Below are 11,800 nucleotides of genomic sequence, written 5' to 3'. Positions count from 1 at the left end.
GCGAGACATGCCACGAGCTTTGCACACATGCCCCCTGCTGCCCCAGCGTGCACCGGTCGTTCATGTTCGTCTGGGAACTGGGCTCGTGCAGTCATGAGGTGCGCTCAGCCATGGAGTTGATTGAGCTTTCGATCTGATTGGGGGCGTGTAATGGACTCCGTTGCGGTCACTGAGATCGGGCAGTTCGATGCCGGGTTGCAGGAGCTGTTCTGTGACTATGTGCCCCAGGTGTTCCGCCGCGCGGATTTCCGTCGTTGGCGCGCATGGGGTGAGTGGAACGACGCCTATCGTGCGTTCGCTTTGCTGGAGGCCGGCCGCGTGGTGGCCAATGCCTCCGTGATGCGGATGCGTCTGCTGCTGGAAGGGCGCGAGGTGACGGCCTACCAGCTTGGGGCCGTGGGCTGCCTGCCGTCGCATCGTGGACGGGGACTGGCACGGGTGGTCATGAACGCAGCGCTGGACGGGTGCGGGGAGGCACCGGTGTTGCTCTTCGCCAACCCCAAGGTGCGTCAGTTCTACCCGCGCTTCGGGTTCCAACCGCAGATGCAGACGTTGTTCTCCGCCAGCTACGAAGCCGTGCCTGAAGGCCCACCCGCCCCCACGCTCTCACTGGAGGAAGCGGCCGTGCGCGCTGGACTCACCATGCTCTCCAGCGAGGGACTTCCTTCCACGGAGCGTTTCGGCGCGCGGGGCTACGGGGCGGTGGCGAGCTGGCCCGTGGCCAATGGCTTCGCGAGGCCTCTGCGCCAGCTGGGAACGGACGCCTGGACGTTCGCGGGAGTCGAAGGCGAGACGCTGTACCTCGACGACGTCTTCGCCCGCGAGCCCTTCGACCTGCGAGCCTGGATCCCCCGGCTGATTGACCGGCCCATCCGGTCCATCCGCTTCGGCTTCACCCCGGAGCGTTACTGGCCCTGCGCCGTGGAGGCCGGTGAGGACATGGAGGCCGACCTGTTCGTGCGGAACCTCCGGCTCTCACCAGAGGCCCACAGGTTCCCGATCATGGCCCACACGTAAATCTGTCCCCATGCCAATCCATGGGACAGAAGTGAGACTCACTGGCAGAGCTTCTCGACCGACTTGATCCGCACCACGCCGTCGACGTTCCGATCGTTGGTCTGATCGCCAATGGCGATGGTGCCGTTCGTCACGAAGTTGTTCCGGGTGAGCTTCGCGACGCCATCGACGCTCACTGTCGCCACCTTGTCGGCATTCACTGCGAGCTCGTAGACGTGATACGCGCCATCGGTCACGGCGAACGCCGAGGACTGCGTGTCATCCGCCCAGCCAATCGCCGCGCTGTCCAGGTAGATCATCTGCGAGCGCTCCGCCTGGTTGCCGACCGAACCAGTGATGCCCCCCAGGATGGCCGCGCCGCTGTCGAGCGGGTTGTGCCCGCTCACCGATTCAACCTGCATCGTCACGCGGAGTGTGAACGGCTGCGTCGGGTCGAGCGCGTTCGTCTTCGCGAGGAGCAGCTGTCCGCTCGTTTGAGCGCCGGTGTTGGTCGACGTCGCGAGGCGGACATGGTCCGCGCCGTAGGTGAGCGTGTTCGGCGCCTGCGAGTACGCCGTCCAGCCTTGCTCCGCGATGTCGGTGCCGCCAACCAGCAGTGGAATGGCCTCGCGCGGAGACCACGTCGTCGTCGACGTCGCGGGTGTGCAGACTTCGCAGGCATTCGCCGGGTTCGGAGTACCCGCAGGGTAGAACGTGCCGTTGATGAGGCACTGCGAACTGCATGCGCCGGCAGAGCAGAGCTGTCCTGAGCCACACGACGCTCCATCCGCGAGTGGGGTCCACGTGGCCGCGGACGTCGCGGGCGCGCAGACCTCGCAGGCATTCGCCGCGTTCACCGCCCCGGCCAGGAACTGCTCACCGCCAATCCGGCAGACCGCGACGCAGAGGCCGCTCCGACAGTCCTCGATGGCCATGCAGGCCTGGTCGCACCCTCCGCAGTGTGCCGGATCGGTGTCGGTGTTCACGCAGGTGTCGCCGCACTGCGTGGTGCCCTCGGTGGTGCACATCTCCGGCACGGAACCATCAGGCACGGACGCGTCGGGTGTCCCGCCGGGGTTGGGGGAATCGTCACTGCACGCGGCGAAAAAGCCGAGCACGACCACACAGGAGAGCGCGATGGACCGAATGGAGATCATGGATGTACGTGACTTTGCGCCCACATCACGGATCGCCGGGGTTCGCGTCCTGGTTCTTCGCGAGGCGTTGTCAGAGCCCCAGCTCCAGGCCGATGCCCGGGGCCACGGACCAGAGCGTCTTCCGGGAGCTGCTTCCCGGGAACCACTCACCGACCACCTGGGCCCGCAGGAACTCGAGGAAGGTGATGCCCACGAGCGCCTGAACGACGGGCCGTGAGCAAGCGGTCACGTGACTGGCGCCTCCGTCCGTGCAGAGGTTCGTCCCGTAGTCGTCGTTCGCGCTGAACAACCAGCCGGCGCGAAGCGCGAGGCGGCTCTGGGAGAGGAATGTCTGCTCCGAGCGTGGCTGGAACTCGAGCCCTCCCGTGAGGGCCACGCCGAAGGGGTCGCTGCTGCTTCCCGAGGACAACACATCTTCCAGCCCGCGGAACCCGAGCGCGCCCGCGAACCGGAGCCCGGACGACAGCGGCGTCTCGGAGGCTCCGACGCTCAAGCCCACCTCGCTCTCCGTGGGCCCCATCGTGACGTGCAGCGACAGGCGCTGGGGCTCATAGCTGATGCTGTCCACCGCGAGCTTGCTGGCGAAGCGGACCGTGGGCTTGTCGGAAGCGGGCTGCACCTCCGCGAGCCGGTGGGCGGCAGCTCCGAGTGAATGACGGATGCGCAGGACCGCGAGATCCCCTCGGCCCTTCGGCACTCCCAGGTCGCGGAACCCGAAGCCGTAGGCTCCGAGCAGTCGCATCGAATACGCCAGCTCGGATTCCTTCTCGCCCTGCTTCCATTCCGGCCACTCGCCAGGCTGAAGACCGGGGACCCTGGGCGGCGGCTGTCCCGCGAGGGCGCGGTCACAGTGCGTGTTGCGCCAGGCGCCAGCGTTGGCTTTCACCGCGGGCTTGCTACAGGCGTCGTAGAGCTGGTCCAAGGACATCTGCAACAGTGCCCGGAAGTCCGCCAGCGCTTCGCCCTGACACAGTTCCTCCGCGCCCGGTGAGGCGTCATAGACGGCGCTCATGCATGCGAAAGGCTGCCATCCGCCAAGGCCATCCATTGCCGTCGCGCGAGGCTTTTCCGCCTGCGTCCGCCCTTCCCGGAACGCGTCATCCATCATCCGGCGGGCGTCATACATTCCGAGGTAGAAATCAAAAACACGGAAGCTGGTCTCGAAAAAGCCGAGGAATGCGAACAGGGGCGCACCGGCAGCGGGGAAGTGCCTGCGCGGCAAGGTGAGGCGCTGGGCGATCTCCGGCTCCTCCTCCAGGAGCATGGCCAGTTCCTTCGAACGCGCTGTATCCACGAAGGTGGCCAGGAGCCCCGCGAGTGTCGCGGGCAGGGAGGTGGGACTGGCGTCAGCCTGGGCAGGGGGCGCAACCGGGTACTCGGTCGCGTCCGGGTCGATGAAGGCGAACGCGATACCCGGGGGCGTCGTGCGCACGTCCGGCTGTGGAACCGGGCGCCACGCGAGCTTGCCGTCCGCTGTTTCGCGCAGACCATCGCGAGCAAGCCCCACGGCCAGACGGAGCGGTGTGTTGTCGAAGACGCCGCCGTCGATGAAGAGTTCCCGCCGCGCATCCGCTGGCAGGCAGACCCCAGGCTTCGTGGAGGCGGTAGGCGCGCAGGTGCGCAGTGGCTGGGGCGGGAATGCGATGGGGAAGGACATGGACGCGAGGAGAAGCTCGCGCAGATTCGCGAAGGGGATTTCCCCCTGCTCGTCGGTCTCCAGCATCAACTCCAGACGGCGGCCCTCGCGAGTCGTGTAGTTGGTCGCGCGAGGAGGGCGTCCCGGCCCGCGTCCCTGGATTCGGATGGCGAACTTCTCCTCGAGTCGCGGCAGGTCGAGCCTTCCATTCGCGGCCTGGAGGGCGCGAGGCGAGAGGCGCGTCGTCGATACCCCGAGCACCACGTCGCAGGACGACTCCAGGCCCCGATTCCAAGCCTGTTCGATGTGGCCAGCACGCCGCTCCAGTGCCTCCCGGGAGAAGACACCGAGCGGGGTCGTCGAGGAGGGGACGAACAGGTCATTGAACCCAATCGGAACCCAGATGTCCCAGAACAGCGATTGGCCCGGGGTGGGGGCATCCACGCCACAGGTGGCCATCACCGCCAGCAGCGCGTTGAGGCTCCCCGCGGAGGCGCCTGTCACAAGCCGCAGGTCCACCGCGCGCTCTCCCTGCGACGACGTCCCCGAGTAATACAGGAACCCTGCCTCATACGTCCCCAGGGACACGCCGCCACTCACGGTCAGCGACACGGCCTTCGGCGTCGCGGACTGGAGGGCGGGGAGGACCTGGGCACTCGCGTTCGAAGCAACCAGGAGCAGCATGCAGGCGATGGTGCGGGTCAGCAGGCCACGGACGCTTGATTTCGCCGGGTTGATCATGGAGCGGTTCATTCGCGCCTGAAGACCCGCTCGACCCCGGGTTGCTCGGGGTGCCAACCTGCTTCGAGCGCGTGGTTGATGACCTCCTTGACGAGGCCCGGAGAGATGACCGTTCCGTGCTCCACCCAGGTCACCATGCGCTGACCTTGCCCTGACTCATGCTCCACGACGATGCCGAGCCCGGGCTCATCGTTTGGAGCCACGGTCCAGCGGTAGGGCCTGCTCCCGACGACGATACGCCGCGTGCCTTTACGACGGAGAGTCATGGCCTTCCCTGCAGGGCCCGCCTGAAGACGCCGAGGGTCTGCTGAGCACATCGGTCCCAGGTGAATCGGGCCGCTCGCTCCCTGCCCAGTTCAATCAAGCTCCGGCGCAGGTTTTCGTCCCTGAGAATTCGAAGCGATGTTTCATGCCAGGACGTGATGTCGTCGGGCGGGACTCGTAGCGCGGCGTCGCCCACGACTTCCGGAAGTGCTGTCGCATCCGCGGCGATGACGGGACATCCAGACGCCATCGCTTCGAGCGCAGGCAATCCAAATCCCTCGTACTTCGATGGCAGGAGCAGGGCCGTGGCGGCCCCGTAGAACAACGGCATCTCCGACTCGGGCAGTTGCTCCAGGTCGATGACGTTCTCGTGCAGGCCCGTCTCGTGCGCCACCGCGCCCTTGCCCGCGAGCAGCACCAATGGCACCGGCAGGTCTGGCGCGAACTTGCCCAGCATCGCCAGGTTCTTGAACGGCTTCGCGTTGCCCACCACCGCGATGTACCGCTCCGGCAACTCGTGCCGCTCCCGGAACGCCTTTGCCTCACTCGCCGTCGGCGGCTGGAACCGCGAATCCACACCGTTGTGGATCACCTGGAACCGGTACGGCGACATCTTCAGATACTTCCCCAATTCCTCCCGGGAAAAGTCAGACACGGTGATCAGCGCGGACGCCAACCGCGCCCGTGGCCCCACCACGGCCTTGTAATAAATGGCCTGCACCGGCGTGTACTGCTCCGCCAGCGCCAGGTGGTTCGCGTCGTGCAACGTCGCCACCAGCTTGCCCGGCCAGAACAGTGGCAACGAGAACGACGTCGCGTGGAACAGGTCCGGCTTCAGCTTCGTCAGCTCGTACGCCAGCAGTGGCTGCTCGGTCGGGGACAGGTACCCCGCCCTGGAGCGGTGCAGCGGAATCTTCGGCGTCAGCTCGCCCAGGTCATCCGGCAGGCCCTTCGCCGGGACCAGCGCGGAGAACTCCAGGTCCGGGGCCAGGGCGGGCAGACGGCGCGCCAGCTCCAGCGCGTACCTCGCGATGCCGTGGAGCTGACCGCGCACCATTCTCAGGTCGAGGAGGACAGAAGGCACGCTCCCTGGCCTACCACACGCGGCCTTCCACCCGCACCGCCACGCATCCAGTGCTAGAAGGCCCTCCCGTGAAGGTCGCCCTCGTCCACGACTGGCTCGTCACCCACCGCGGCGGGGAGCGCGTCCTCGACGCCCTCTGCGAACTGTTCCCCAGCGCGGACCTCTACACCCTCATCCACCAGCCAGGCAGCCAGCCTGCGCGCATCGAGAACCGACGCATCACCACGTCGTTCCTCCAGCACATCCCGGGCATCCACTCGCGCTACCGGCACTTCCTGCCGCTGTTTCCCCGCGCCATCGAAACCCTGCGCATCACCGGCGACTACGACCTGGTTCTGTCCTCCAGCCACTGCGTCGCCAAGGGCATCCACGCCCCTCCCGGCGTGCCCCACCTGAGCTACGTCCACGCTCCCATGCGGTACATGTGGGACCTGTTCGACGAGTACTTCGGCCCCGGCCGCACGCGCCTCCCCGTCCGCGCCGCCGCCCTCGCCGTGCGCCCCTACCTCCAGCACTGGGACCGCGCCTCCACCGACGGCGTGGACCGCATCGTCGCCAACTCCCAGCACATCGCCGGGAAGATCCGCCGCTTCTGGGGCCGCGAGGCCTCCGTCGTCCCGCCCCCCGTGGAACTCGACCGCTTCACGCAGGTGCCGCTCGAAGGGGGAGGGCAGGGCGGCTACTTCCTGTGGCTCGGCGCCTTTGCCCCCTACAAGCGCCTGGACGTCGCCCTGGAGGCCTTCCGCACCCTGGACACCCCGCTGTGGGTCGTGGGCACGGGACAGGAGGCCTCGCGCCTCACGTCCGGTCCGCTTCCGCCCCACATCCGCTTCCTCGGCAACGTTCCCGACAGCGCGCTCCCCGCCCTCTACCGCGACGCCCGCGCGCTCCTCTTCACCCCCGAGGAGGACTTCGGCATCACCCCCCTGGAGGCCCAGGCCACCGGCCGCCCCGTCATCGCCTTCGGCAAGGGCGGCGCCCTGGAGACCGTCACCCCGAAGACGGGCCTCTTCTTCGACGAGCAGACCCCCGCGTCCCTCGCCGCCGCCGTGCGCCAGTTCGATGCGTGGGAGGCCTCCTTCCGCCCCGAGGACGCCCGCGCCCAGGCCGAGCGCTTCGGCCGCGCCCGCTTCCAGCAGGCCATCCAGGCCGAGGTGGACGCCCTGCTGGGGCTGTCCAAGCCCTCCCCAGGGGTGTGACAGCGCTGTCCGCCCCGTCCCCACTTTCCCGAGGCCTGCCTGCTCGGCGTGTCGGAGGATGTCGGGTGCCCTGCGGTCCAACCGGTTGGATTCACGGGAAAACCCGTGCTAGGACGCCGCGCCGGGGGAGGGGCCTGGGCGCCTGACGGTGTCTGGGGCAAAGGGTGCGTGTCTTGCATCCGACGGACGGTCTTCGTCTCCCCCGTCAGGAGTCATCGCGGTGTTCGGTCGCCTGCAGCGCTTCTACACGTCCATCAAGGTCGCCGCCGACGCGGGGATGCTCGCGGTGGCGTTCGTGCTCGCGTACTTCACCCGCTTCAGCGGCGTGTTCCCCATCACCGAGGGCATCCCGCCCCCGGCCGAGACGTTCGTCTCCCTGGTGATGGTGCTCGTCATCTTCCCGATGACGTTCCAGCGGGCACGGCTGTACGCGACCAACCGCGCGCGCTCGCACATGGGGGAGCTGTTCGAGCTCTTCAAGGCCACCATCACCGCGACGCTCGTCCTGGTGGCGGTGACGTACTTCATCCGCGAGCGCTACTCGCGCCTCACGCTGGCCATCTTCGTCGTCTACGCCTTCACGCTCATCGCGCTCTCGCGCATGTTCATGCGCCACCTGCTCAGCGAGGTGCGCCGGCGCGGCTACAACCTCAAGTCCATCCTCGTCATCGGCGAGGAGGAGCTGGGGCTGCGCACCATCGAGACGGTGGAGAGCCACCGCGAGCTGGGCTTCCGCGTGACGGGCGTGCTGGCGCTCAAAGAGGAGAAGGTCGGCCAGTGGGTGGGCGGCGTGCGCGTGGTGGGCCACGTGGGCGGGGTGGAGGCCTACCTGGATGCCCACCCGGTGGATCAGGTCATCATCGCCGTGCCGCTGGAGGACCAGGCGCGGGTGAAGCCGCTGATGGAGCAGCTGGCGCTGCGCACCGTGGACGTCAAGGTGGTGCCGGACCTGTACCAGTACATCACCCTGTACGGGGGCCTGGAGGAGTTCGGCGGCCTGCCCATCATCAGCCTCCAGGGCGACCCCATGGACGGCTGGAGCCGCGTGGCCAAGCGCGTGTTCGACATCCTGTTCTCGCTGGTGGCCATCGCGGTCAGCGCGCCGACGATGGTGCTCACGGCCCTGCTGGTGCGCCTCACGAGCAAGGGCCCCATCCTCTACCGTCAGGAGCGGATGGGCATGGACGGGCGGACCTTCTCCATCCTCAAGTTCCGCACCATGCGCGTGGACGCGGAAGTGCACGGCGCCACCATGGCGAGCGCGGTGGATGCGCGCCGCACGCCGGTGGGGACGTTCCTGCGCAAGTACTCGCTGGATGAGCTGCCGCAGTTCTTCAACGTGCTCCGGGGCGACATGAGCCTCGTGGGCCCGCGTCCGGAGCGGCCCGTCTTCATCGAGGAGTTCAAGCGCCAGATTCCGCGCTACCACCTGCGCCACAAGGTGAAGGCGGGCATTACCGGCTGGGCGCAGATCAACGGCCTGCGCGGCCAGACGTCCATCCAGAAGCGCATCGAGTACGACCTGTACTACATCGAGAACTGGTCGCTGCTGATGGACCTGAAGATCCTCCTGCGCACCGCGCTGGGGGGCTTCCTGTCGAAGAACGCGTACTGAGCGTAAGCGGCAGGCAGGCGGGCACGACGGGCGCGCAGGTCGTATTCGCGCGCACCCTCTCATTGGCACCGCGAAGCCGTCTAGACTGCGGGCCGACATGGCCGACAAGCTGGGATTGACGCTGGTCCGCAAGGGCCTCCTGACGCAGGCGCAGCTCGACCAGGGCATGAGCGCGCAGCTCGTGCACGGAGGCCGGCTGGGCTCCCGGCTCGTGGAGCTGGGGTTCCTCGACATCGAGACGGTGGGCATGGTGCTGGGCGAGCTGTCCCGGCTGCCCGTCGCGATGGAGGCGGACTTCGACGCCGTCACCGACGCGACGCTGAAGCTGCTCACGGCGGATCAGGCGGAGAAGCACCAGGCGTTCCCGCTCGCGGTGGAGGGCCGGCGGCTGAAGGTCGCGATGGCCAACCCGCTGGACCTGCAGACCACGGATGCGCTCGGGTTCATCACGGGCATGCGCATCGTGCCGTACGTGGTGCCGGAGCTGCGGCTGTTCCACTACCAGAACCTGCGCTACGGCATCGACCGGCCGACGCGTCCGCTGAAGGCGGCCATTCCGGTGCCCGCGCGCCGCTCGGTGTCCATGCCGTCGGTGGCGTCCCTCTCCGCGGCGCCGGTGGTCGTGCCGCCGCCGGCCATGCCGCCTCCGCCCGCGCCCGTGCGCGCGGAGCCCGAGGTGGCGGGGATGTTTGGCGGGCTCGCGCCGGGACAGTTCCTCAGTGATGAGTCGGAGGATCAGGAGGCCGAAGCGGACCTGGCCGAAGCGGCCATCGTCGGCGAGGAGCTTCCGGACATCGTGATGGGGGAGCCGGTGCGTGCTCCGCCTGTCGTGGAGATGGCTCGGCCTGGGAGTCCTCCGGCCGGGCCGCCCCGGTTGGCCATGGTGGCGCAGCCTCCGGGCCTGGTGGCCCGGCAGGGCGGGGTGCCTCCGTCTGGGATGGGTGTGCCTCCGGCTTCGGGGATGCCTCCGCAGGGTGCCGGGCCGATGGGGGCTTCCGCGGGTGGGGCCCCTCCTGGAGCCGCGCCGATGGTGGGTGCTCCGGGGATGCCTCCGCATGGGGCAGCGCCGATGGGCGCTGTCGCGGGTGGGACTCCTCCTGGTGCCGGAGTGCCTCCGCGCGTGGTGCCTCCGCCGGGTGCTCCGGGAGCGCAGCCTCCTGGGATGGTCGGGCGGAGTGGGCCCGTGCCGCCGGGGGCTCGGCCTTCAGCGACGGGGATCCCTGCTGTTCCGAAGACGCCGCCTCCGGGCATGCGTCCCGCCGCGCCGGGGGCACCCGGTGCACCGGGGCCGCGTCCTGTGGGGCCTCCGGGCGCGCCGATGCCTCCGGGGATGGTCCGGGCAGGACCGCCGCCAGGAGCGCCCGGCATGCCTCCGGGGGTGGCGCCTCGGCCGCCTCCGGGCATGCCTGGGCCCGCGATGATGGCTCCTGCTGGCGCGGGGCCCGTGCCTCCTGGGCACCGTCCACCGACCGCGCCTGGGGTTCCTGGTGCCGGGGCACCCCCAGGCGCGCGTCCGATGGGGCCTCCTGGTGTGCCGGGCTCCGCACCGCCGAATGCCGCGCAGGGAAGGCCTGGTGTCGCTGGAGGTCAGCCGCCTCCGCCTGGGGCTCCACCACGTCAGGGGCCTCCGTCTGGAGCCATGCCTCCGGTTGCCGCTGGCGCCGTGCCTCCCACGGGTGTGCCGGCGTCCGTTTCGCCGCCGCGTCCGGGCGCAGTGGGTCCCGTCGCCGCCCCTCCCCCAGGGCCCCCGGCTCCGATGGCCCAGGCGGCGGGAAGCCCGCCTGCTACGTCTGTCCAAGGGCTGTCTGGCCCCATGGCTGCCACTCCCGGGAGCGTGTCGCCCGCCACGGCTGACGGCTCGGTCGGGACGGCGAATGCCTCTCACGGAACCGCTCCGGTTGTCGCGCCTCAAGGCCTGTCGGGTGGAACGAATGCCGTCGTGGGGCTCACTCCAGACGTCGTCGCGAACGCCTCCGAGGAGACGGCTCCGGTAGGGATTGCCAGCGCTTCCAATCCTGTCGTCGAGCTGTCTTCAGGGGCAGCTCAGCCTCCCGTGGTCCGACGCCCGTCAGGAGTCACCCCAGCCATCACAGCCTCGGACGTCTCGGTCGCCACCGGAGGGGTTCCGGACCTCGGAGGAACGTGGGCGGATGCATTCTCGGATGCCCCTTCCGAGAAGCAGGTGGCTGCGGACGCACCGTCGAATGCGAAGGCGGACGCTCCCACCGCTCAGCCCTCCCAGACTTCATCGTTGTCCGAGCTGGTGCTCGATGCCGAGTTCGTCGAAGACGCCGACGTCAGCCTGAGCCCCGAGTCGTTCAATTCCGCGGCTGCTGCGTCGCCTGTCGCAGCCGCTGCCGAGAAGGCACCCGATCCCGCGGCGGTCCTGACCGGCGATGATCTCTCCGACGACGACATCCTCGAGGACGTGGATGCCGTGTCTGCGGAACCGCCCAAGGCTACCGTTGCCGAAGCCACGGACGTCCTCGAAGACGTGGACGTGATGTCCGCCGAGCCGCACGAAGAGGCAAAGACACTCAAAGCCTCGGACGTCCTCGAAGACGTGGACGTGATGTCCGCCGAGCCTCATGAGAAGGCAAAGGCATCCGAAGCCTCGGACGTCCTCGGAGACGTGGACGTGATGTCGGCCGAGCCGCATGAGGCTCCGTCGATTCCCGAGGCGGAGCCGGTCCTGGCCGTGGCTCCCGAAGCACTCACGCCCACGGCTGAATCGAAGGAAGCTCCTCCGCCGGAGCCCGTCTCCACACCGTCCATCGCGGACGCCCCGAAGTCCGACGGGCTCTTGGAGGCGATGGAGTTCGAAGACCTCCCGGAAACGCCCCCTGCTGTCGAAGCCGCGAAGCCGGAGAGTCTGCCCCTTGATGCGGATCAACCGGCGCGGCTGGAACCCGTGGAGGCTTCGACGGCGTCTGTCATTGCCGCACCGGCCACGCAGGACGCCGAAGCGGACGCTCTCGAATTCAGCCTGGCGGGAGACTCACCCAATCCCTCCGCCACGCCTCCTGAAACCGCCGAGTCCTGGCAGGTCGCCGCCGCGCCAAAGGCAGCCGCCGTGGCCCCCGCGCCTCCGGAGGACGCCCCCAGCCC

General features: G+C 68.7%; 8 protein-coding genes and 2 pseudogenes. 5 read left to right on the top strand and 5 right to left on the bottom strand.

Annotated features, from left to right (window positions below):
• Positions 1 to 150 precede the first annotated feature (150 nt).
• Entirely contained in the window at positions 151 to 1,017 is an 867-nt protein-coding gene (locus D7W79_RS12025) for a GNAT family N-acetyltransferase (protein ID WP_120525508.1), read from the top strand.
• A gap of 38 nt (positions 1,018 to 1,055) precedes the next feature.
• On the opposite strand, the gene D7W79_RS12020 is transcribed toward D7W79_RS12025, so the two are convergent.
• The 4 genes from D7W79_RS12020 to D7W79_RS12005 all read right to left on the bottom strand — a co-directional run bounded on the left by D7W79_RS12020 (position 1,056) and on the right by D7W79_RS12005 (position 5,851).
• A complete protein-coding gene (locus D7W79_RS12020) occupies positions 1,056 to 2,153 on the bottom strand; it encodes a hypothetical protein (protein WP_120525507.1) in 1,098 nt (365 codons plus the stop codon).
• A 70-nt stretch (positions 2,154 to 2,223) separates the two neighbouring features.
• Positions 2,224 to 4,542 (bottom strand): patatin-like phospholipase family protein, encoded by a 2,319-nt coding sequence (locus D7W79_RS12015; protein ID WP_244221722.1) that lies wholly within the window; start codon positions 4,540 to 4,542, stop codon positions 2,224 to 2,226.
• Positions 4,539 to 4,796 (bottom strand): hypothetical protein, encoded by a 258-nt coding sequence (locus tag D7W79_RS12010; RefSeq protein ID WP_120525505.1) that lies wholly within the window; start codon positions 4,794 to 4,796, stop codon positions 4,539 to 4,541. The genes D7W79_RS12015 and D7W79_RS12010 overlap by 4 nt, the downstream gene beginning before the upstream one ends.
• Positions 4,793 to 5,851, bottom strand: coding sequence for a glycosyltransferase family 4 protein (locus D7W79_RS12005; RefSeq protein WP_244221723.1), 1,059 nt, complete (start codon positions 5,849 to 5,851; stop codon positions 4,793 to 4,795). The genes D7W79_RS12010 and D7W79_RS12005 overlap by 4 nt, the downstream gene beginning before the upstream one ends.
• A 95-nt stretch (positions 5,852 to 5,946) precedes the next feature.
• On the opposite strand from D7W79_RS12005, the gene D7W79_RS12000 reads away from it, so the two are divergent.
• The 3 genes and pseudogenes from D7W79_RS12000 to D7W79_RS46085 form a co-directional block, all read left to right on the top strand.
• The gene (locus tag D7W79_RS12000; protein ID WP_120525503.1) at positions 5,947 to 7,077 is read left to right on the top strand and encodes a glycosyltransferase; all 1,131 of its coding nucleotides are present in this window, start codon (positions 5,947 to 5,949) and stop codon (positions 7,075 to 7,077) included.
• A 220-nt stretch (positions 7,078 to 7,297) separates the two neighbouring features.
• A complete protein-coding gene (locus D7W79_RS11995; protein WP_120525502.1) occupies positions 7,298 to 8,692 on the top strand; it encodes an undecaprenyl-phosphate glucose phosphotransferase in 1,395 nt (464 codons plus the stop codon).
• A 97-nt stretch (positions 8,693 to 8,789) separates the two neighbouring features.
• A pseudogene (locus tag D7W79_RS46085) lies at positions 8,790 to 9,155 on the top strand (GspE/PulE/PilB domain-containing protein); the annotation flags it as partial.
• A 50-nt stretch (positions 9,156 to 9,205) separates the two neighbouring features.
• On the opposite strand, the gene D7W79_RS45730 reads toward D7W79_RS46085, so the two are convergent.
• Complete coding sequence (locus tag D7W79_RS45730; protein WP_272491379.1) at positions 9,206 to 9,331, bottom strand: hypothetical protein; 126 nt, start codon at positions 9,329 to 9,331, stop codon at positions 9,206 to 9,208.
• A 1,612-nt stretch (positions 9,332 to 10,943) separates the two neighbouring features.
• On the opposite strand from D7W79_RS45730, the pseudogene D7W79_RS44945 reads away from it, so the two are divergent.
• A pseudogene (locus tag D7W79_RS44945) lies at positions 10,944 to 11,800 on the top strand (hypothetical protein); the annotation flags it as partial.

This window comes from Corallococcus exercitus, from assembly GCF_003611585.1.
GTDB classification, from domain to species: domain Bacteria; phylum Myxococcota; class Myxococcia; order Myxococcales; family Myxococcaceae; genus Corallococcus; species Corallococcus exercitus.
The sequence above is the reverse complement of the archived record's forward strand: the minus strand, read 5'-3'. Positions and strand labels throughout refer to the sequence as shown.

Bases quoted from the DNA above. Each gene is read 5' to 3' on its own strand.
- D7W79_RS12025 (WP_120525508.1), top strand. From the start codon at position 151: ATGGACTCCGTTGCGGTCACTGAGATCGGGCAGTTCGATGCCGGGTTG.
- D7W79_RS12015 (WP_244221722.1), bottom strand. From the start codon at position 4,542: ATGAACCGCTCCATGATCAACCCGGCGAAATCAAGCGTCCGTGGCCTG.
- D7W79_RS12020 (WP_120525507.1), bottom strand. From the start codon at position 2,153: ATGATCTCCATTCGGTCCATCGCGCTCTCCTGTGTGGTCGTGCTCGGC.
- D7W79_RS45730 (WP_272491379.1), bottom strand. From the start codon at position 9,331: ATGGCCGGCGGCGGCACGACCACCGGCGCCGCGGAGAGGGACGCCACC.
- D7W79_RS12010 (WP_120525505.1), bottom strand. From the start codon at position 4,796: ATGACTCTCCGTCGTAAAGGCACGCGGCGTATCGTCGTCGGGAGCAGG.
- D7W79_RS12005 (WP_244221723.1), bottom strand. From the start codon at position 5,851: ATGGTGCGCGGTCAGCTCCACGGCATCGCGAGGTACGCGCTGGAGCTG.